The sequence below is a fragment of the Anaerobium acetethylicum genome, assembly GCF_900096945.1.
Lineage (GTDB): Bacteria > Bacillota > Clostridia > Lachnospirales > Lachnospiraceae > Anaerobium > Anaerobium acetethylicum.
The window spans coordinates 46,129-68,342 of the sequence record NZ_FMKA01000017.1; the positions used below are offsets into that span (position 1 = coordinate 46,129).

Below are 22,214 nucleotides of genomic sequence, written 5' to 3' on the forward strand. Positions count from 1 at the left end.
ATGTTGACATTTTTAGCATTAGCCATGATTCTTACATTTATTATTTTGCTCTCTAAGAAAAAGTTATCGGTTTTCACTGCATTGACCTTAGTACCATTATTTTATGGCCTTATAGCCGTCACCTTGAATGGCGGAACAGTTATAGAGCTTTTTGACTGGATTACGCAGGGTATTTTCTTCAAGCAGAATTTAGAAACCGGTAAGGTATCATGGGGAGTTATTTCACCTGGTATTACGATCTTATTTTCAATTTTATACTTTGACCTGATGCTGAATGTAGGTCTGTTTGACCCTATTGCGGAATTCTTTATTAAAAAGGCAAAAGGGGATCCGTTAAAGGTTACTTTGTCAACAGTTATGGTTGCCAGTGTTGTTGCCCTCAATGGCGATACAACGACGACAATTATCATCTGTCTGGCCGCATTTTTAAACCTGTACAAGCAGTTAAAGCTTAAATTAAGTTACCTTGCAATTATCATTGTAGGACCGATCGGCATCTGGAATCAGCTGCCATGGGGCGGTCCGACAATTGCCTGCTCTACTGCCATGGGTGTAGAGCTGAACGAACTTTTTGCCGCACTGCTTCCGGGCCTCCTTGTTGCACAGGTTGTTGTTATAGTGGTTGCCGGTTATCTTGGAATGAAGGAACGTAAGAGGCTGGGTTACAAGGCAGGAGATGACGGAGAAGTATCGGAAGAAAGCATACAGCAGATGCTTTCAGCGATCAGGGAGAAAGACCCTGAGCTAAAACGTCCTAAATTGTATGCATTCAACCTGATTCTTACATTAGGAGCTATTTTCATCCTGATCAAAGGCTATGTTCACGGCTCGGTAGTATTCATGCTGGCTTCAGCAATTGCATTAGTGATCAATTACCGTTCTGTAAAAGAATGCAACGAGCGCCTTGAGGCATTGGCTTCAGACGTACTGCCTACCGCATTGGCGACACTTGGTGCGGGCGTATTCTCAGGAGTCTTGTCAGGCAGCGGTATGGCCGCATCGCTGGCAAACACCATTGCAAACATTATTCCAACATCACTGGGTTCGCACATGGCTCCAATCTATGCTTTGATTGCAGCACCGGCAATATGCTTCCTGCCACAAGACGCTTTCTACTTTGGAATTGCTTCCGTAATCAAGGATGTTATGGGGCAGTTCGGAATTACGCCGATACAAGCAGCGGTAGCATCAATGGCTGGACAGTCTTTCAGATTAATCAGTCCGGTAATACCGGCATTATACCTGCTGTGTGGGGAAACAGAGCAGAACTTTGTAGGATTCCAGAAAGAGTACACGAAATATTTCTGGGTTGTGCTAGTGACCTATATGATTGTATTTGGTATAACGGGAGCAATACCATATTAAATAAAAATATTTCAAGTAATGCCTTGACAATTATGTCAGGGCATTATATTATATTAAAAACATAGTTAACATACTAAAAAAGTATGAAAAGGAGAAGGACCATGAAAGCAAACAGAGCAGATTATAGAAAACAAATTATATCAAATAGTAATAGCGTGGCATCAAAATTAAATAGCTGCTGTATGTGTATGTGCTGTAAACAAATGAATATATTTGTAAGCGGGCAGATGCTTTGTTTTCGTGGAGATAAGATGGGGGCATTCCTCTAATAATAAATCTTATTATACCAGACTGGAAATCGATACAGTGAAAACAGGAACAGGTGCTTGCGGGCATCTGTTTTTTTTGTGATACCAGGGTCAAAAGCCCATTTACATAATGGTATTCGCCAATTTGCACAAGTTTTCAACAATGAGGACGTGATGCAAAACATGTTCATTCGCAGCGCGCTCTCGCTTAGATGAAGACGTAGTGGTACGTAGGGCCGCAAAATACGCAGCCCAAATACCAACGTTTTCATATCATAGGAAAATTCGCCCTATGATATAAAAACCCTCCGGGGGATGTGCAAATAGACGAAGTCGAACATTACAAGAGGGCTTTTGACTCGCTAATCTATATAGGAAATTACACGAATTTCCCATATATCAAAAATATTCCGCAAGGAGGCGCATGGCGCGCAAGAAGAATACAAATTCAGGAGGTGGAAATCGTGAATCAGGTCACTTATATAAAGAAAAATTGGGAAAGCAAGCGATGTTTGGTTTAATAGATCACATGCATCAGGAAATGATACGAATCAAGTAACTATTCAGGACTACGTCCTTAGTATTCACAGATGAAGCACACAAATTGCAAAATCAGCAATTTGGTGCATGTGCATCTCAGGCTTTTATGTAAATTCAGCATAAAAACACCTCACGAGACAAAGGTTCTGAACAGTTACCGAACTAATACAACAAACAGGATAAAGAGGAGAAAAGTTATGAAGAATAGAAAAATATATACAGCAGTTGCAGCAGCGTTAACATTGAGCATCGGGGCATTGACAGGATGTGGAGCAGGAGAGACGAAAGCAGTTGAAAAGACGGAAACGCAGACAGCGGAAAAAACAGAAACAGAAGTTGGAACGACAGCCTCTTCCGATGAGGTGGAAAAAATATATGTAGCACATACCCAGACATATGTTCCGTATGATTTTGTAAATGAAAAAGGAGAGTCAGACGGCTATGAAGTACAGGTGCTGAAAGCGATTGATGAAGCGCTGCCTCAATATGAATTCGAATTTGTACCGACGACAGATGATGATCTGCTGATTGGAGTTGAATCTGGGAAATACAATATCGGTGTAAAGGGAGCATGGTTCACAGAAGAACGCGCCAGTAAATTTAAATTTCCGGAAAACTATATTGGCGCCAGCAGTATCGGCATCGTATACAGGACAGAAAATGCGGACGAAATTACGGATTTTGAATCCTTTGCAGAATTCAGCGGAAAGCTGGTTCCGATTGCGCCGCAGAATGCCCAGTATGCAATTGTTGAAAAATACAATGAGGCTCATCCTGACAACCAGGTGGAGCTGGAAGCTGCGGATTCCTTTGATGTTTCGGATGCCTATTTATGGGTCCTGGAAGGAAGATATGATGCCTTCTTTAATATTAAGACTTCATTCGAAACAAATGTAGTTGCTGAAGATGGCCAATATCATCAGTATGCGGACCAGCTTTCCTACAGCGTGTACCAGGCAATCCCGACTTATCCGCTATTTAATTTAGAAGATGAAGAGCTGGCGGCCGCCTATGACAAAGCCTTTGAACAGCTGAAGGCAGACGGCACGATCGAGGAGCTGGAACTTCAATATTTCGGGGAAGACTTGTTCCAATATATTGCAGAATAAGGAGTGGAGCGCCAAAATAAGGTAACTGTTTATAACCATGAAGGACCACACAGCAAGCGTGATGATTACAGAAAAGAGAGGTAATGAAGATGTCAAAAAGAGATTTGGTATTTAATGCATTTAACAATAAAGAGGTAGAAAGAATCCCGGTCGGGTTCTGGTTTCATTTCGCAGATGAGGATGAATTCTCACAGGGCCTGGAAAATCCGGAAATTGTAGAAAAAAATATAGCAGGGCACCAGAAGTATTTTGATGAGTTTGAACCGGATTTTTTAAAGCTGATGAGTGACGGCTTTTTTGGATACCCGGGCCAAGAGATCATAGAAGCCGGTTCGGCAGAGGATCTGCGCCGTGTCAGGGCAGTTGGAGAGGATCATCCGTGGATAACAGGACAGGTGGAACTGGTCAGGGAACTGACCCGTCGGTTCGGCAGTGAAGTGGCAGCCTTTTATAATATTTTCTCTCCGGTTACATTTTTCCAGATTATCAGGGGGGAGGATGCTGAAAAATCAGTAGCAGACTTCTATCATGAAGATCCGGAAGCGCTGGCGTTTGTGTTGAATGAGATCGGAAAGGATATTAAGGTTCTGGCCAGAAAAGTCATAGAGGAAGCCGGGGCGGACGGAATCTATTTCAGCGTTAAAAATATCCAGGATGAAACAATCTCCAGGGAAGAGTATTTGCAATATGTCGGACCGAGTGATCTGGCAGTGCTTGAGGAAGCTAACAGAGTCAGCCAGAACAACATCCTCCATATCTGCGGATATGAAGGCGCAAGAAATGATCTCACAACCTATGCAGATTATGAGGCGAAAGCGGTGAACTGGGCGGTAAACGTAGAAGGAGTGGGAATTTCAGAAGGAAGAGAACTGTTTCCAGGAAAGGCTGTTATCGGAGGGTTTGCAAACTCGCCAGGATCGCTGATCCATAAGGGAAGCAGGGCGCAAATTGAGAGCTTTACTGAAGAGCTGATCAATGAGGCAGGCAGGACCGGTTTTATTATTGGAGCAGACTGCACAATCCCAGGCGATACAGATCTGGAACATCTGAAATGGATCAGGGATAAGGCAGAGGAAGTGTCAAAACAGGCATAACAGGCATAAGAGATAAGGATAAGAGATCCATGAAAAGGAAAGGAGATGCGAATAAATGACAAGACCCTTTGAACCAAGTTTTATCATAGAGGTGATACCCCAGCTCCTTCCTTTTCTGGGGACAACCCTTGCAATTGTAACCGGGACTGTGCTTTTTGGCAGTATGTTCGGATTTATACTTGCCAGAGCCAAGATAAGAGGAAGAAAAATCAGTAAATTGCTGGCAGATCTCTATACTGCTATCATCCGTGCCACGCCATCAATCGTGCTGCTGTTTGTTGTATTCTATGGCCTGCCGGAACTGCTTCTTGGCACAATCGGGATCAACAGCAACGGATACAATAAAGTGTTTTTTGTCCTGATTGCATTTTCGCTGCAGTTTGCGGCTGTTATGTCAGAAGTAATGCGTTCTGCATATGGATCGGTAGACAAGGGGCAGTATGAGGCTGCAGTCAGCATAGGATTATCGGAAAGGCAGGCATTTATCCGGATCGTATTGCCGCAGTGTATCGTGGTGGCGCTGCCAAATTTCGCGAATTCCCTGATCGGACTTCTAAAGGAGGGGGCATTGGCCTATACGATCGGTCTGACAGATATTATGGGGAAAGGGATTCTGATCATCGGAAATAATTATGGAGCATATGCTTTGGAAACATACATTGCATTGACAGCAATCTACTGGGGAATCACATTGTTGATCGAAAAAAGCTTTCATTTGACGGAAAATCATCTGTCCAGAGGAAATAAGGGCATATCGGCCAGTTAGGAGGAAGGAAATGACATTAAATACGGAATTTATGCTGGAGACATTCTTCATTGCGCTCAAAGGGATACCGGTAACGCTCAGTTTGGCAGCCATTTCCCTTCTGCTGGCATCACCAGCCGCCTTTTTTATGGCGATCGCCAGGATCAATCGCATAAAAGGATTGCAGAAAGCGGTGACTGTCTATGTTTCTTTTGTGAGAGGCACGCCGATGATATTGCAGATACTTGTCATATACAGCCTTTTGCCGAGCCTCCTGAACCAGCTATTTATGAATCTGAATCTGAAAATCAATGTGTTTGATGTAAATCCGATTCTGTATGCCTATATCGTGTTTACGCTGAACACGGCGGCGGCGCTGTCCGAAGTATTTCGTTCAGCCCTTCAGACAGTGAGCATTGGCCAGCTGGAAGCGGCACAGTCCATTGGACTATCAACATATAAGGCATATACCAGAATTGTGATTCCACAGGCATTGGTAGTTGCACTGCCTAATTTAGGAAACGTAACCGTAAATTTGATAAAAGGCACTTCCCTGGCATTTATGATGACAGTGAAGGATATAACTGCACTGGCAAAAATTGAAGCTTCCTACGGCTATAACTATATTGAGGCATATATCGTTATTTTCTTCATCTATATCATACTCTGCTCAGGGGTGCAGCTTGCATTCAGGCTGCTGGAGAAATATCTGGGAGGTTATAGAAAGCCGGCTGCCGGCTGAAACCCATGAAGTGGTCAGGCATATCAGCCAGAAAGAAAGGAGAGCCCATCTATATGTTAGAGCTTAAAAATGTCCATAAGTCGTTTGGCAGAAACGAGGTGCTGAAAGGCGTAGATATAAGTGTTGAAAAAGGGGATGTGGTTGTCATACTGGGCCCGAGCGGATCGGGGAAAACAACCCTCCTGCGTTCTATTAACTTTTTGGAAAAAGCAGATAAAGGAACCATTGTGTTTGGCGATATCGAAGCAAAACTGGAAAACGCTTCGAAGCATGACATAAGGGCAATCCGTAAAAAGTCAGCATTTGTATTCCAGAACTATAACCTGTTCCATAACAGGACAGCACTTCAAAACGTAACGGAGGGGCTGATTGTTGCAAGGAAAGTACCGAAGGCGGAGGCGGTTGAAAAGGCAAGAAAGGCATTGGATAAAGTGGGGCTGTCAGACAGATATGACTATTATCCGTCACAGTTATCCGGCGGTCAGCAGCAGCGCGTGGGCATTGCAAGGGCAATCGCAGTAAATCCGGATGTGATTCTGTTTGATGAACCGACTTCAGCACTGGATCCGGAATTGATAGGAGAAGTGCTGAACGTGATGAAGGAACTTGCAAAGGAAGGGACAACGATGATCGTCGTCACACATGAAATGACGTTTGCGCAGGAGGTAGCGAATAAAGTGATTTTTATGGATGGCGGTGTGGTAGTGGAAGAAGGGCCGCCTGGGGAAATATTCACCCGGCCAAAAGAGGAACGGACGAAGCAGTTCTTAAGAAGAATCATCAATGATTTTGACTATGTAATATGACGGGTGAAAGTCCCGAATATGTGATCCGGGAAAAGACGCACCGCAAGACAGCATTTAAGGCTGTTCTGCAGTGCGTTCTTTTTTTGCAGTCCAGCCTCTGAAAGCCATTTTGCGCATGCAGAACTTGGGCTTTCATGCAGAACCAGCATAAAACATTTCACGAAACAGTGGTTCTGAACAGTTAATAAAATACTTGACGGTCATAATATACGGTGATAATATAGGTAACATAGTAATTAGATAACAGTGTTAAATATTAACAAGGGGGTGTATTTGTGAATGAACAGCATAAGAAATTATTTGAAACCTTCGGTCTCTTCCGCAAATTGAGTTTTGCATCGATTCTGCCAGATCTCTCCCATGGCGAGTATATGACTCTGCTGGTTGTGGGAGGCTGCGATAAGAATGGCCGGCACAAGGGAATTAAGGTTTCAACTCTTGCCAAGAGGCTTAACGTCTCGTCACCTGCGGTCTCAAGGACCATCAAAGGACTCGAAGACAGGAATTTCCTGGTCAGAACCGTAGACAGGGAGGACAGAAGGCATACCTATGTAGAGCTTACTGATGAGGGAAGGCGGGTGCTGGGCGAAGCTGAGAAGCTGTTCAGCGAATTTTCATCTTCGGTTTTGGAAAAGATGGGAACAGATGACATGGAAAGGCTCAACAGCTACCTGCTGAAGCTTTATGAGGTATCAAAAGAAGAAATTCTGCTTCGAAAATATAAGAACGGGAAGGAAAAAGAAAAAAATGAGTAAAATTTTTAAGAATATGCTCCCTTACTGGAAATCAGTCATCATTGTTTTTGTATTTCTGCTGATCCAGGCAGGGTGCGATCTGGCGCTGCCGCAGTATACATCGAATATCATTGATATCGGTATCCAGAACAGCGGCGTGGAGCATGTGGTACCGGAAGCCATTACGGCAGATGAATTTGAAATGGCAAAGCTTTTCATGACGGAGGAGGAAATCTCCACATGGGAAGGAATCTATGAGAAGGACGGAGACATATACCGTCTGAACGAAGAAGACGAAAAGAGGCTGGACGAGCTGGATGAAGAGCTGTCAACGGCCCTGATCCTGGACTATCAGATGTCTGCGGTTGATGAGGCCTCATTCAAAAAAATGATGGCAAAGCAGATGGGCGTGGACGAATCGGCGCTGGCAGATATGACCATTGAAGAGATCGGCGCACAGATGGGAATGACGCTTGAAACCTTCACGCGTGAACAAGAGGATGAAGACGGGAATACCGTTGAGGTAACCTGCGTGGATATGCGCCAGATTTTCAAAGCCATGACGGAATATGGACAGATGTCAAAGGATGATGTCCTTGCCATGAGGGAAACCATGGAAAAAACATTTGAAACCATGGGAGAACAGCTTGTGACTTCCATGGGAGTTGCCTTTGCAGTTCAGAACAACAAGGAGGCCGGGATCGATATGGATGCTGTCCAGACCACCTACTTATGGACAGCAGGACTGAAAATGATAGCGCTTGCGCTTCTTATGGGTCTTACTACGGTGATTGTCGGATACTTTGCTGCAAAGGTAGGCGCAGGTATCGGCCGTGATCTTCGCGGGAATATCTTTAAAAAGGTAGTTGGCTTCTCAAATACGGAAATGGACCAGTTCTCGACAGCATCCCTGATCACCAGAAGCACCAACGATGTGCAGCAGGTCCAGATGGTATCGACCATGATGCTCAGGATGATTGCCTATGCACCGATCTTGGGTATCGGCGGCATCATCAAAGTCATCCAGACCGGAGCCGGCATGGGATGGGTCATCGGGCTTGCAGTGCTTGTGCTTCTCGGACTCGTCGGAATACTGATGGTTATTGCTATGCCGAAGTTCAAGCTGATGCAGAAGATGGTGGATGCAGTGAATCTTGTATCACGTGAGATTTTAACAGGTCTTTCCGTCATACGTGCATTTGGCCGCGAAAAGAAGGAAGAAGAGCGGTTTGATCTTTCGAACAGGGACCTGACAAAGACAATGCTCTTTACGAACCGCGTAATGACCTTTATGATGCCGAGCATGATGATGATCATGTATGGCCTGACTATTATGATCGTGTGGGTAGGCGCCCACAGGATAGATTCCGGCGTTATGCAGGTAGGTGCCATGACTGCATTTATCACTTATGCGATGATGATTGTAATGTCATTCCTGATGCTTACTGTCATGTCCATCATGCTTCCGCGTGCGGCAGTTGCTTCAGACCGTATCGATGAGGTTATTCGTAAAGAGTTTACGATTCAGGATGACAGCAATCCGGAGAAGGTTACCGAACATAAAGGCGTTATCAGGTTTGAACATGTCAATTTCCGTTACCCTGGAGCCGAAGAGGATGTTCTGGAGAATATTGATTTTACAGCAGAACCGGGAAAAACGACTGCTATAATCGGAAGCACAGGATGCGGGAAGACGACCCTGGTCAATCTGATTCCGAGATTGTACGATGTCACATCCGGGTCCATTAAGCTGGATGGCAAAGATATCCGCAAGATCACCATGGAAGAACTTAGACGAGAGATCGGATATGTTCCGCAGAAGGGTATGCTTTTTTCAGGAACCATCGCATCGAATCTGAGATTCGGCAATAAAGATGCGACGGATGAAGAAATCAGAGCGGCGGCGGAAATTGCCCAGGCATCCGATTTCATTGAGGAAAAGGAAGGAAAATATGACAGCGAAATAGCCCAGGGCGGAACGAATGTATCCGGGGGACAGAAGCAGCGTCTTGCCATCGCCCGTGCAATTGCAAAAAATCCAAAAATATTTATTTTTGATGACAGTTTTTCAGCGCTGGATTTGAAAACGGATGCTGCCCTTAGAAAAGCATTGGGTGAAAAGGTGAAAGACAGCACTGTCATTATTGTTGCCCAGCGTATCAGCACGATTCTGCATGCGGACCAGATCCTGGTTCTGGATGACGGAAAGATTGCAGGCAGGGGAACCCACGAAGAGCTGATGGACAGCTGCGAGGTATATCAGCAGATTGCAAAATCACAGCTTTCGGCAAAAGAATTAGGTTTATCAGAAAGCGGAAAGGAGGAAACTGTAAATGAGTAACGGAAATGGAGAAAAATTCGATAAGCAGCCAAAAAGCCGAGGAATGGGAAGGCCTGGCGGCGGACACGGCCCCGGCGGAATGATGGGGCCGGTAGAGAAGGCAAAGGATTTTAAAGGATCTATCAGGAAGCTGTCTGTATATATAGGAAGATATAAGATCGCAATCTTTATCGTCATGATATTTGCGGTGGTCTCCACAGTGTTCAGCGTTATCGGGCCGAAGGTTCTGGGAAATGCGACAACAGCCCTGTCGACAGGTCTTGGTGAAAAAATTGCAGGAACGGGCGGAATCGATTTTTCCTATATTGGAAAAATCCTTCTTATCGTGCTGGGGCTCTATGGATTCAGTGCGGTATTCAGCTTTATCCAGGGATGGATCATGACCGGAATTACCCAGAAGATATGCTACCGTCTCCGTAAGGAGATAGCGGAAAAAATCAACCGCATGCCCATGCAGTATTTTGAAAGCCGCACCTACGGCGAGGTCTTATCACGGATAACCAATGATGTGGATACACTGGGGCAGGGGTTGAACCAGAGCGTTACCCAGATTATCACATCGACTGCGACAATGATCGGTGTGCTGGTTATGATGTTGAGCATTTCGCCTCTGATGACCCTGATTGCAATCATTATTCTGCCTATTTCAGCAGGGCTGCTGGCTTTTGTCATGAAAAAATCGCAGAAATTCTTTAAAACACAGCAGGAATATCTCGGACATATCAATGGACAGGTAGAGGAGGTTTATGGCGGGCATCTGGTCATAAAGGCATACAGCAAAGAGAAGGAAACTGTCGAAACGTTTGAGAAGACCAACGACGTATTATATGATTCGGCATGGAAATCCCAGTTCATATCCGGCATGATGCACCCGATCATGATGTTCGTCGGAAACCTGGGATATGCAGCGGTTGCCCTTGCGGGCGGACTCCTTGCAATCAGGGGCACGATTACGGTCGGTGACATACAGGCGTTTATCCAGTATGTGAAGAACTTCACGCAGCCGATCCAGCAGATTGCCCAGGTAATGAACCAGGTTCAGTCCATGGCGGCGGCGTCAGAACGTGTATTTGAGTTCCTGGGAGAAAAAGAGGAAGAGCAGATTGTTGAAAATCCTGTTCATCTGGAAAGCATCGCGGGGGCAGTCGAGTTCAGCAATGTTCATTTCGGATACAAGGAAGATCAGATCATCATTAAAGATTTCAGTGCTTCCATAAAACCTGGACAGAAGGTTGCAATCGTAGGACCTACCGGAGCAGGAAAGACGACAATGGTCAAGCTTCTGATGCGCTTCTATGATGTGAACAGCGGTTCTATTTCCCTTGACGGACACAACATCAAGGATTTCAACCGGCGTGAACTGAGAGAAGCCTTCGGGATGGTTCTTCAGGAGACATGGCTGTTTAAAGGCTCGATCATGGAGAATATCCGTTACGGACGACTGGATGCGACGGATGAAGAAGTCATTGCAGCCGCAAAGGCCGCTCACGCACACCACTTTATCAAGACCCTGCCGGGCGGATATGACATGGAACTGAATGAGGATGCAAGCAACGTATCCCAGGGCCAGAAGCAGCTGCTCACCATTGCAAGAGCGATTCTTGCAGATAACAGGGTAATGATTCTGGATGAAGCGACCTCTTCTGTAGATACCAGGACGGAGATCCTGATCCAGAAGGCGATGGACAACCTCATGAAGGGACGTACGAGCTTTATCATTGCCCACAGGCTTTCCACGATCCGCAATGCCGATATGATTCTTGTCATGAAGGACGGCGATATCATTGAGCAGGGAAATCATGAGGAGCTTCTTGCAAAGAACGGGTTCTACGCAGATCTCTATAATTCCCAGTTTGAGCAGGCGTCATGAGGACGTGATGCGGACGTGATGCGGACGTGATGCAAAACATGTTCATTCGCAGCGCGCTCTCGCTTAGATGAAGACGTAGTGGTACGTAAGGACGCAAAGTACGCGTCCTAAGTACCAACGTCTTCATAAAGCTGCTCATTGAATCATGTTTTGCATCACTGCGTATTGGATGGCGAATATGCAAATTGACGAAGTCGAACGTTAACAAGAGGGCTTTTGACCTACTAATTATAAGGGCTGTTGCAAAATGACTGATTTTTAGTCAAAACTAACTTAATTTGTTAGTTTGCAACAGCCCCTTACGCCGTCCTCAGCGTGCGAGCTTCCTGTATTTCAAGGGTGAAGTGCCGGTATATTTCTTGAAGACCTTCTCGAAATAGGTGATGCTGTCATATCCCAGCTCCTGTGAAATTTCTGTCATGTTTAGGGAACTGCCCGTCAGAAGCTGTCGGGCCTTTTTGATGCGGTGGATATTAATATACTCGTTTACGGTATAGCCGGTAACTTCACGGAATATGCGGCTCAGATAGCTTTTGCTTACATAGAAGCGGCTGGCCAGGGTGTTCAGGGAATCCGCTTCGGCACAGTTTTCGACTATATAGGAGGCGACCTCGGCGACCTTTTTGTGTTTCGGAGTACTGGCCAGGACGGCAGCAGGGCCTGACTCGTTCTGTGCGCTGTAGCGCATGGCATAGATCAGGAGCCCGGAGAGCTTTGCCATGGCTGCGAAACGGAAGCCCTCCTGTTTTTCACGGAGTTCAGAAGCGATGTCCAGAAGAAGGCTTTCGACCTCTTTTTGTCCCACTGTATCTAGCGCCAGCACCCCCCCGTGTTTTGAAAAGAAATGTCTGATATCCAGGTCGCCGTAATAGGAGAAGAAGGAGGCAAAGGGATCCTCGTCAAAGGTGAGAAGCATCCTGTCGTGATAGGGATTGCCGGCAAGGCCTGTCTTATGTACCTGACCCCGGTCGATGAAGACCAGGGATCCTTTTTTTATCAGATAGGTCTGCTGCCCGATAAAATAGTAGCGCTCGCCTTCCAGCAGATAGTAGATTTCATATGCGTCGTGCATATGCCTGGAAGCCATGCTGAACTCGTAATCCCTGACGAGACGCTCGATGGAGATTCCGCTTTCGGCTTCCATGAAAATGATTTTTTCCATGAAATGAATCCTTTCTGGTTTGCTATAATCAGTTAGCTGTTCTTCAGAGCCAATGTTCGTTCACTTTCATCTTGTTGAAGTGAAAAAAGTCAATATAGTTTGAAAATACCCTTAACAAAGTAAAATATTATAAGAATATGATACAGCATTTTATTATAATGTCTAGTATAAAATATAAAACAAAGGGGTATCAGCTAATGAAATGTATAAATGGAAAGGTAACGGATCTGAAAATCGCATATATCGGAGGAGGTTCCAGGGGATGGGCATGGACATTCATGGCAGATCTGGCAATGGAACAGAATCTTGGAGGGACGATCAGTCTCTATGATATCGATGAGGCGGCAGCAGAAAACAACAGGATTATCGGAAACCGCTTAAGCGCAAGGGAAGATGCTGCAGGGAAATGGGAATATGAGACTGCAGGGAATCTGGAGGCAGCCCTGACTGGCGCAGATTTTGTCATCATTTCAATCATGCCTGGGACATTTGACGAAATGCAGTCTGATGTGCATCTGCCGGAGAGGCTTGGAATCTACCAGTCCGTGGGAGATACGGCGGGACCGGGAGGAATCATCAGGGCTATGAGGACGATTCCAATGATGGCTGAAATTGCCGAAGGGGTGAAACGCTACGCACCCAGGGCGTGGGTCATCAATTATACGAATCCCATGACAATCTGCGTGAAGACCCTGTACCACGTTTTTCCGGAAATCAAGGCTTTCGGATGCTGCCACGAGGTTTTCGGGACACAGAAAGTATTGAAGGGGATTGCGGAAAGTGCCCTTGGAGTGGAAAATATTCCGAGAAAAGAGATTGAAGTAAATGTCCTGGGAATCAACCATTTCACCTGGTTTGACAGCGCTTCCTGGAAGGGAATGGATCTTTTCCCGATTTATAAGGATTATGTGGAAGAGCATTTTCTGGATGGATACGAGGAGAAGGACAAGAACTGGGCAAATTCAACCTTCGAATGTGCTCACAGGGTGAAGTTCGATCTTTTCCGCAGATACGGCCTGATTGCGGCGGCGGGAGACCGTCATCTTGCCGAGTTCCTGCCCGGGGACATCTATCTCAGGGATCCGGAAACAGTAAAAGCGTGGAAGTTCGGCCTTACGACTGTTGACTGGAGGAAAAAAGAGCTGGGGGAAAGGCTTGCGAGAAGCGGACGTCTTGTACGGAGTGAGGAGGAAATGCAGCTGAAACCATCCGATGAAGAGGGGGTTCTGCTGATCAAAGCCCTGTGCGGATTAGGACGGGTAGTCAGCAACGTCAATATTCCAAATGCAGCAGGTCAGATTGCGAATCTTCCAAAAACAGCAGTCGTGGAGACCAATGCGGTTTTTGAAAAGGATGCCGTCAGACCAGTGTTTGCCGGGAAAATACCAGAAGATATTCTTGAACTGATCAGGCCACATGTGGAAAATCATGAAGTTGTGCTGAAGGCTGCAATGGAATGTGAGAGAAATCTCGTAGTAGAGGCATTCCTGAATGATCCGCTGGTGAAAGGAAAATGCACGGACAAGGAAGCCGGAGAGCTTGTGGATGACATGATCGCCAATACGGCAGGATACCTGCCTGAAGGCTGGAGGAAGTAAAAAAAAGGAAAAAAAGGAACCAGGTACCGGTGAAGCGTGGTACCAGGTACCTTTTTTTTGTGAGTTCCTTTTTTTGATGGTACCAGGTACCATTTTCTTATGTAGCGCTGTATTTCCCATATTTCTTAGGTGATATCCCGACGGCCTTGGTGAAGGATTTCAGAAAATTGCTGTAGTCGTTGAATCCGCACTTTTCGTATACCTCGGAGACGCTGTTTCCGGTGGCCAGAAGGGATTTTGCAATGCTGATTCTCCGGGCAGTCAGGTATTTGTTGATGGTGGTGCCGGTCTCAGCCTTGAAAATCCTGCATATGTAGGATTCGCTCAGGTAGAATTCCCTGGAAAGCCGTTCAATGGTTACATTCTGGTCAATGTTCTGGTTGATGTATTCAAGAATTTTCCCAACCTGATGATTGTACTGGTAGTTGGAGATTGTGACCTCGCTGCGGCAGTTCTGATAAAAGAGGGTATTCAGCATGATCATAAGTTCCGTAAATGCAGCCTGTTCCGTCAGATCGCTCCCGTAGCCTGAAGTTCCGGTTATCTTATGGAGAAAATAGAGGAATCTTTTCTGCTGCTCGTCGTTCAGATCGACCCTGTGCCCTGCCTCCGGGCTCCTGTGGGTAAAACAGTATCCGAGATCCGTAGAGTCTGAGGAGAGTTTCTTCAGGAACTCCGGGTGTATGGAGATGACGATGCGTTCGTGGACCATCTGGTCGATCTGGGAAAGATAGTGGCTCTCATACTGGTTGATGAAAAAAAGACTTCCGGGCTGAATTGCATAGAACTTGTTATCTATCAAAAACTGCTTTCCACCTGAAATGGAATAGTAAATTTCATAGCAGTCATGGATATGCATGTTCATGGTCTTTTCTTCATTATAAAGGTGAGCGATTGCAAAACGCTGCTTTTCGTTGCATTCTGCAATGGCTGCTTTGCAGGAAGTGAATTCGTTCATAAAGACTCCTTTCAAAAGAGAAGCTGGTATAATATAATTATATATGCCTTGTTCAGTATTTGCAAGTTTTAGGCTTTGAAAAGCAAAGAAAAATAAAATACAGTATGATATACTTAGTCCATAGTAAAAAACAAGGAAAGGAAGTATTAAAAATGGAAATCAGAACAGCATCATCACCAAGAGACGTAAAACATTACACGACAGACAGACTGAGAGAAGAATTCCTGATTCAGGATCTTTTTACACCCGGGGAAATCAAGACCGTATATAGCCACATTGACAGAATCATCACAGGAGCGGCAGTTCCTGTAGAACCTATGATATTGACAGCAGGGGATGAAATACGTGCGGATTATTTCCTTCAGAGAAGAGAAATGGGAATCATCAATATCGGCGGAAAAGGAACGGTAACTGTTGACGGAACCGTATACGAGCTCGAAAGAAAAGACGGCCTCTATATCGGAATGGGAGCAAAGGATATCGTTTTTGCAAGTGCAGACGGAAGCAATCCTGCAAAATTCTACTTCAACAGCGCACCTGCCCACATGACTTATCCAACAGTATTCATCAAACCTGAAAACTGCGTGCAGGTCGAACTTGGGTCACTGGAAGAATCAAACCACAGAGTAATCACAAAATACATCCTTCCGGGACAGGTTGAAAGCTGCCAGCTCGTTATGGGAATGACAAGCCTCAAGCCGGGAAGCGTATGGAACACCATGCCTTGCCACACCCATGACAGAAGAATGGAAGTATACCTCTATTTTGACATGACAGATGATTCACTGGTATTCCACTACATGGGAGAACCTTCAGAGACAAGGCACATCGTTATGAGAAACGAAGAAGCGGTTATTTCACCAAGCTGGTCCATACATTCCGGTTCAGGTACAAGAGCATATACCTTTATCTGGGGAATGGTTGGAGAAAATCAGGCATTTGATGATATGGACGGCGCTTCCATGGCAGAGATCAGATAGTAAGAAATATACAGAACAGAAAATATAGTTACAGGAAACCAACAATCAGAATCAGGAGGATAAATTTATGGGTATCATGAATAATTTTTCATTAGAAGGCAAAATAGCCTTAGTAACAGGCGCATCATACGGAATCGGCTTTTCGATTGCAAGCGGCTATGCTGAAGCAGGAGCAACAGTAGTATTCAACGACATCAATCAGGATCTTGTCGACAAAGGAATCAAGGCTTACGAAGAAGCAGGAATCAAAGCACACGGATATGTCTGTGACGTGACAAATGAAGACCAGGTTAATGAAATGATTGCAAAAATAGAAAAAGAAGTTGGCGTAATCGACATTCTTGTCAACAATGCAGGCATCATCAAGAGAATCCCGATGACTGAAATGACTGCAGCTGAATTCAGACAGGTAATCGACATCGATCTGAACGGACCTTTCATCATGGCAAAGGCAGTTATTCCGAGCATGATCAAAAAAGGCCATGGAAAAATCATCAATATCTGTTCCATGATGAGTGAATTAGGACGTGAGACTGTATCTGCTTATGCAGCTGCAAAAGGCGGGCTTAAGATGCTTACAAAGAATATCGCTTCAGAATATGGCGAATTCAATATCCAGTGCAACGGCTTAGGACCTGGCTACATTGCAACTCCTCAGACTGCACCATTAAGGGAAGAAGGACATCCGTTCAACAGCTTCATCATTGCAAAGACACCTGCAGCTAGATGGGGAGATCCTGAAGATTTAATGGGACCTGCTGTATTCCTTGCATCAGATGCATCCGATTTCGTGAACGGACATATTTTATACGTGGACGGCGGAATCCTTGCTTACATCGGAAAACAGCCTAAATAATCAATTTTATTCCAAAAAGAAATCACAAGTTATTATTTCATATCGAATCCTATTTCAGGCAGACAAATCCCATGAGGTTTGTCTGCCTTTGTGAATAAGAAGAACACAGGACTGAATCATGCGTGCGCTAAATTGCTGATTTTGCAATTTGTGTGCATCATATGTGACGATGAAGGACATAGTACTGAATAGTCACTTAAAATCCATACATACAGGGAGGATATCAACTATGATAAAAACAGAAGATATAAGAATCAGAGATCCATTTGTACTTGCAGTTGAAGAGGAGCAGGCCTACTACCTGTTCGGGACTACGGATGAAAACGTATGGGAAGGTAAAGGTACGGGCTTTGATGTCTATAAGAGCCGCGATCTGATCAACTGGGAGGGGCCATCTGCGGCATTCAGACCAGGGAAAGACTTCTGGGCCGACGAGAATTTCTGGGCTCCAGAAGTGCATTTCTATAAGGGGACATACTATATGCTGGCCAGCTTCAAGAAGAATGGGATACCGAGAGGGACGCAGATCCTTTCCAGCAGAAAGCCGGAAGGCCCATATCAGCCATACACGGAAGGCGTCATAACGCCTGAAGGGTGGGAATGCCTGGACGGAACGCTGCATATTGGCAAAGAGGGGGAGCCCTGGCTGATCTTTTCGCGGGAATGGACCCAGGTCGGCGACGGGGAAATCTATGGCGTAAGGCTTTCGGAAAATCTGAAGGCCAGGGAAGGAGAACCGGTGCTTCTGTTCAAAGCATCCCAGACGCCATGGGCGGAAAATGTGGCGCCTGATAAAGATACAGGCGGAATCAGATACGTAACGGACGGCCCGTTTCTGTATGATGAAGAGGACGGCAGCCTGAAACTCATGTGGTCCAGCTTTTATAACGGCGAATACGCCATAGGGAGTGCAGAATCATCATCAGGCGATGTTACAGGACCATGGATTCACGAGGAAAGCCCTTTTTACCATAAGGATGGAGGCCATGGAATGATATTCAGGGCATTTGACGGGAGAAGGATCCTGGCTATACATGCTCCGAATGTGAGGCATATGGAAAGGCCACGGTTTATCTGCATAGAGAATGGAAATAAAGCATCAGACAGATGAAGGTTGGATGAAGGCTGAAGCTGCCGATGTACAGGTTGCACTATAAAATGAAGGATGGATATATGAAAGGTAACAAGTTTCCCGAAAAAGCATATATCAATTTTGATTTTCTCCATTAAAAATGAATTGTTTTCATGTATATTTCCGTCTCAAAAACGATATCAGGAAACTGACGGAAAAAACAAAAAAAGCCGAAAAGCCCGGAAATATCAGCAAAAATCAATAATCAAAAATGAACAATGGTATCAAATTTGATTATGTACAGATAAAGAGAAAGCGAATATACTGAGCTCATAACAAAACAGGCAAGGCGAGTGATCAAACTTGCAAAATGGAGGTGCATATATGAAAAGTGTCAACACAACAAGCAGCTTTAGACGTTACATAAAAAGAGACTGGCAGCTATACGCCATGTTGCTCTTACCCCTTATTGCAGTATTCATATTCAAATACGGATCGTTTCCGGGAATCGTAATTGCATTTAAGGATTACAAGATACTAAAAGGTATAAGTGGAAGTGACTGGGCAGGCTTTGATGTCTTCCTAAGAGCTTTCAGGGACAAAGACTTCTGGCTGGCATTAAAGAACACACTTGTATTTAACGGACTGGATTTAATAGTAGGTTTCCCAATGCCGATTATCCTGGCTATCCTGTTAAACGAAGTAAGGAACAAACATTTTAAGAAAGTATCCCAGACAGTTCTTTATCTTCCACATTTCCTTTCATGGGTCATTATAGCAGGTGTATTTACACAGCTTTTATCCCCCGAAACAGGAATGATCAACATTCTGCTTTCAAAATTAGGATTTGATGCAATTCCTTTCCTAAACAAAAACCTTCCGTGGGCTGTAACCTATATCCTTGTAGGTGTGTGGCAGACAATGGGATGGGGAACCATCATTTATCTGACAGCAATAACAGGCATAAGCGATGACATGTATGAAGCTGCTACGGTTGACGGAGCAGGAAGATGGCAGAAGATCAAATATATCACGCTTCCTTCTATAAAAGGAACCGTAATCATGATGCTGATTATGAACCTTGGCCGAATCATGGCAAGCTCATTCGAAAGGTGTAACGCTTTCGGAAATCCACTGGTTAAGGATGTGCAGTACCAGCTGTCGATCTTTATCTACAACAAAGGTCTTCAGTCCCTGGATTACAGTCTCGCTACTGCGGTAGGCGTATTCCAGTCTCTTGTCGGATTATTATTAGTACTTGCCGCTGACAGATTTGCAAAATCGATAGGCGAGGAAGGCATTATATAGGAGGTAGTAAACTATGAAAACACAGATACAAACAGCTGATATGCCTCCTAGAAATATAGGAGACAAAGTAGCAAATGCATTGATATACATCATATTAATTCTTGTTTCACTGACATGTATTCTTCCAATCCTGCATGTCCTGGCAAAATCATTGAGTGCAGACAGATTCGTAATGGAAAAGTCGGTATACATTTTACCGAAAGGATTGACTTTCGCAGCTTTTGAGAGGGTAATTGGAGATCCGAGCATGGTAAGGTCGCTGGTATACACAATCATCGTAACAGTCTTATTTACGCTGATCGGTATGATCCTGATTACCTGTGCAGCATATCCGCTGACAAAAAAAAGACTCAAGGGAAGAGGAGTGATTTCATTTATTTTCCTTTTCACAATGTACTTCAGTGCAGGTGTCATACCTGAATATATGCTGATCAATAATCTGAATATCATCAACACACCATGGGCAATCATACTTCCGCTGACCTTCAGTGCATATAATATGATCATCATGAAATCCTTTATCCAGACTAACATACCGGACAGCTTAGAGGAATCTGCATTCCTGGATGGAGCAAGCCATTTCACTATATTGACAAAAATAGTTCTTCCGTTATCAAAACCGATTATTGCTACCCTGTGCCTCTTCTTTGCAGTCGGCAGATGGAATGCATATCAGGATTCATTATACTATATCACAAACGCAAAGTTCTATGTACTTCAGCATAAGCTGTTCCTGCTGGTAGGAAATGCATCGGACGCAGCAAGCATCGCAGCTTCTGAAGGAAGCGCAGTTATGGGAAGCCCGGAAGTACTGAAGGCTGCCTGCATCATGTTTGCGACAATCCCGATTGTCTGCATCTATCCATTCGTACAGAAGTATTTTGTAAAAGGAACTATGGTTGGAGCCGTTAAAGGATAAATGCTTAGAACCCGGTCCCGCGAGGAATTAGTAACCCGATAGTAATGTCAGTATGAGAGTACTGAAAACTATAAACTTATTTTATGGGAGGAAAAATCATGAGAAAGAATTTCAAGAAAGTTACTGCACTTATGATGGCAGTAGCAATGGTAGGAACTTTAGCAGCAGGATGTGGAAAGAAAGAGGAAACAAAAACAGAAACAGAAACAGGTTCAAAGGAAACAGAAGCTGAGGCTGCAGATCCTGAAAACTTTGTATTTGACGAAGAAATTGAAATCCAGATTCCTGTTTACGACAGGGCGACAGAAGGTGCTGCACCGGTTGATAACAACTATTGGACACAGTGGATCCAGTCAGAATTTGGGGACAAACATAATGTAAAGGTTACTTATGTATCAATTCCAAGATCAGACGACATGAATAAATTCAACATGCTTCTTTCAACTGGAGATGCTCCGGACGTTATCTTTGATTATGACTACCCTGATATGGTGACTTATTCAGACATGGGCGCATTACAGGCAGTAGACATGGAAATGGTAAAAGCATGGGCTCCTACGTTCTATGGCAACATGGAAACAAACGGGATCCTTGACTATATGGCAATCGATGGAGAAGATACTTTCATCGCAGCAACAAGACCTATGGCATATAACTTCATGACTTTGATCAGACAGGACTGGTTAGAAGCATGCGGACTTGAAATGCCTTCAAACCTGGAAGAATACGAAGCAGCCCTTAAGGCATTCAAAGACAAAGGACTTGGCGGAGACAGCACAATTCCTATGACCCTTTCATTACCAGTACAGGGATATGTAGTAAACTATCCATACCGTGACTTCCCATTAGATGAAAAGGAACTTGCACTTTACTCAGATTTATCTGTAGCATCACTTTCATGGGAACCAACAAAGAATTTCTTAAGCACATACAACAGATTCTATAACGAAGGATTAGTCAGCAAAGAATTCTATCTGGATGCTGACGGATCACAGAGACAGGCAGACTTTATTTCAGGAAAAGCTGGTACATATGAAAGCTACCTTTCAAAAAATCCTGACGTTGTAGGCAGCCTGATCGCAAATGATCCTAATGCAAAAGTAGCAGTATTAGATCCGGCAGCTTTAGTTCCAGAAGGCAACAAAGTAGCGGGAAGAGGTTACTGGCCATTCGGTATGATCATGGGATTCAATGCAGAATCTTCAGAAGATGAAGTGAAAGCAGTCCTGATGTTATTAGAATGGATGTCAGATTCAGAAAACTTATTCACATTACAGAACGGTATTGAAGGCGTTACTTATGAATTAGATGCAAACGGACTTCCTTCATTAATCGCATGCACGACAGAACAGAGACTTAACTACAACTCAAACAAAGACATGTTCTGCCTTGTAATCGAAGGAAAAGATTACGGCAGTGATGAAAAGAATCTTGCAGTTCAGAAAACGACATTTGCCCCAGCAGGACACGAAGATCTGATCCAGCAGTCATATGACTACATGAAAAAATATGAGGAATTCTTATACCCTGATTACCTGTTCGACACAAATATCAAGAGCGTGGCATCAAACAGTGCGACTCTTTTAGACAAGTACAAAACAGCTTTTGCAGAACTTGTAACATGCCCACAGGATGAATTCGAAAGCAAATATGCAGAACTCAGCAAGGACTATCTGAATGCAGGATACCAGGCAATTCTTGATGAAAGAGAGGCAGCATTCGAGGCATCACAGAAATAAGACTGATACCGAATGTTTCGGGATTGTG

Annotated in this window: 19 protein-coding genes; 17 read left to right on the forward strand and 2 right to left on the reverse strand. The window is 44.5% G+C overall.

Annotated elements, in window-relative coordinates:
• From BJR36_RS12885 to BJR36_RS12925, 10 genes are all read left to right on the forward strand, one after another.
• Window positions 1-1,365 (forward strand): citrate:proton symporter, encoded by a 1,365-nt coding sequence (locus BJR36_RS12885; RefSeq protein ID WP_091235052.1) that lies wholly within the window; start codon window positions 1-3, stop codon window positions 1,363-1,365.
• 101 nt (window positions 1,366-1,466) lie between these two features.
• Entirely contained in the window at window positions 1,467-1,634 is a 168-nt protein-coding gene (locus BJR36_RS20340) for a hypothetical protein (RefSeq protein ID WP_169823690.1), read from the forward strand.
• 716 nt (window positions 1,635-2,350) lie between these two features.
• Window positions 2,351-3,262: a transporter substrate-binding domain-containing protein gene (locus BJR36_RS12890; protein WP_091235054.1), complete on the forward strand. Its 912-nt coding sequence runs from the start codon at window positions 2,351-2,353 to the stop codon at window positions 3,260-3,262.
• Between the two features lie 89 nt (window positions 3,263-3,351).
• Entirely contained in the window at window positions 3,352-4,356 is a 1,005-nt protein-coding gene (locus BJR36_RS12895) for a uroporphyrinogen decarboxylase family protein (protein WP_091235055.1), read from the forward strand.
• A 55-nt stretch (window positions 4,357-4,411) separates the two neighbouring features.
• On the forward strand, window positions 4,412-5,122 hold the full coding sequence (locus BJR36_RS12900; RefSeq protein WP_091235056.1) for an amino acid ABC transporter permease: 711 nt from the start codon (window positions 4,412-4,414) through the stop codon (window positions 5,120-5,122).
• A 10-nt stretch (window positions 5,123-5,132) separates the two neighbouring features.
• Entirely contained in the window at window positions 5,133-5,843 is a 711-nt protein-coding gene (locus BJR36_RS12905) for an amino acid ABC transporter permease (RefSeq protein WP_091235058.1), read from the forward strand.
• 53 nt (window positions 5,844-5,896) lie between these two features.
• Window positions 5,897-6,649, forward strand: coding sequence for an amino acid ABC transporter ATP-binding protein (locus BJR36_RS12910; protein WP_091235096.1), 753 nt, complete (start codon window positions 5,897-5,899; stop codon window positions 6,647-6,649).
• 275 nt (window positions 6,650-6,924) lie between these two features.
• Window positions 6,925-7,404, forward strand: coding sequence for a MarR family winged helix-turn-helix transcriptional regulator (locus BJR36_RS12915; protein WP_091235059.1), 480 nt, complete (start codon window positions 6,925-6,927; stop codon window positions 7,402-7,404).
• Window positions 7,397-9,724 carry an ABC transporter ATP-binding protein gene (locus tag BJR36_RS12920; RefSeq protein ID WP_091235061.1) on the forward strand — a complete coding sequence of 776 codons (2,328 nt, stop codon included), beginning with the start codon at window positions 7,397-7,399 and terminating at the stop codon, window positions 9,722-9,724. Before BJR36_RS12915 ends, BJR36_RS12920 begins: the two co-directional genes overlap by 8 nt.
• Entirely contained in the window at window positions 9,717-11,594 is a 1,878-nt protein-coding gene (locus BJR36_RS12925) for an ABC transporter ATP-binding protein (protein ID WP_207648868.1), read from the forward strand. Before BJR36_RS12920 ends, BJR36_RS12925 begins: the two co-directional genes overlap by 8 nt.
• Window positions 11,595-11,904: 310 nt before the next feature.
• Here BJR36_RS12925 and BJR36_RS12930 read toward each other — a convergent pair whose 3' ends face one another.
• A complete protein-coding gene (locus BJR36_RS12930; protein ID WP_091235062.1) occupies window positions 11,905-12,756 on the reverse strand; it encodes an AraC family transcriptional regulator in 852 nt (283 codons plus the stop codon).
• Between the two features lie 197 nt (window positions 12,757-12,953).
• Between BJR36_RS12930 and BJR36_RS12935 the strand changes: the two genes are divergently transcribed.
• Window positions 12,954-14,354, forward strand: a complete 1,401-nt coding sequence (locus tag BJR36_RS12935) for a family 4 glycosyl hydrolase (RefSeq protein WP_091235064.1) — start codon at window positions 12,954-12,956, stop codon at window positions 14,352-14,354.
• 97 nt (window positions 14,355-14,451) lie between these two features.
• Here BJR36_RS12935 and BJR36_RS12940 read toward each other — a convergent pair whose 3' ends face one another.
• Window positions 14,452-15,312, reverse strand: a complete 861-nt coding sequence (locus tag BJR36_RS12940) for an AraC family transcriptional regulator (RefSeq protein ID WP_091235067.1) — start codon at window positions 15,310-15,312, stop codon at window positions 14,452-14,454.
• Between the two features lie 152 nt (window positions 15,313-15,464).
• Here BJR36_RS12940 and kduI point away from each other — a divergent pair, with 152 nt between their 5' ends.
• From kduI to BJR36_RS12970, 6 genes are all read left to right on the forward strand, one after another.
• Window positions 15,465-16,292: a 5-dehydro-4-deoxy-D-glucuronate isomerase gene (kduI, locus tag BJR36_RS12945; RefSeq protein WP_091235068.1), complete on the forward strand. Its 828-nt coding sequence runs from the start codon at window positions 15,465-15,467 to the stop codon at window positions 16,290-16,292.
• 67 nt (window positions 16,293-16,359) lie between these two features.
• Entirely contained in the window at window positions 16,360-17,148 is a 789-nt protein-coding gene (locus BJR36_RS12950) for a gluconate 5-dehydrogenase (RefSeq protein WP_207648869.1), read from the forward strand.
• A gap of 229 nt (window positions 17,149-17,377) precedes the next feature.
• On the forward strand, window positions 17,378-18,259 hold the full coding sequence (locus BJR36_RS12955; RefSeq protein WP_091235070.1) for a glycoside hydrolase family 43 protein: 882 nt from the start codon (window positions 17,378-17,380) through the stop codon (window positions 18,257-18,259).
• Window positions 18,260-18,604: 345 nt separating this feature from the next.
• A complete protein-coding gene (locus tag BJR36_RS12960) occupies window positions 18,605-19,528 on the forward strand; it encodes an ABC transporter permease (protein ID WP_091235072.1) in 924 nt (307 codons plus the stop codon).
• A 13-nt stretch (window positions 19,529-19,541) separates the two neighbouring features.
• Window positions 19,542-20,447: a carbohydrate ABC transporter permease gene (locus BJR36_RS12965; protein WP_091235074.1), complete on the forward strand. Its 906-nt coding sequence runs from the start codon at window positions 19,542-19,544 to the stop codon at window positions 20,445-20,447.
• Window positions 20,448-20,545: 98 nt separating this feature from the next.
• Window positions 20,546-22,186: an extracellular solute-binding protein gene (locus tag BJR36_RS12970; RefSeq protein WP_169823691.1), complete on the forward strand. Its 1,641-nt coding sequence runs from the start codon at window positions 20,546-20,548 to the stop codon at window positions 22,184-22,186.
• Window positions 22,187-22,214: the final 28 nt, after the last annotated feature.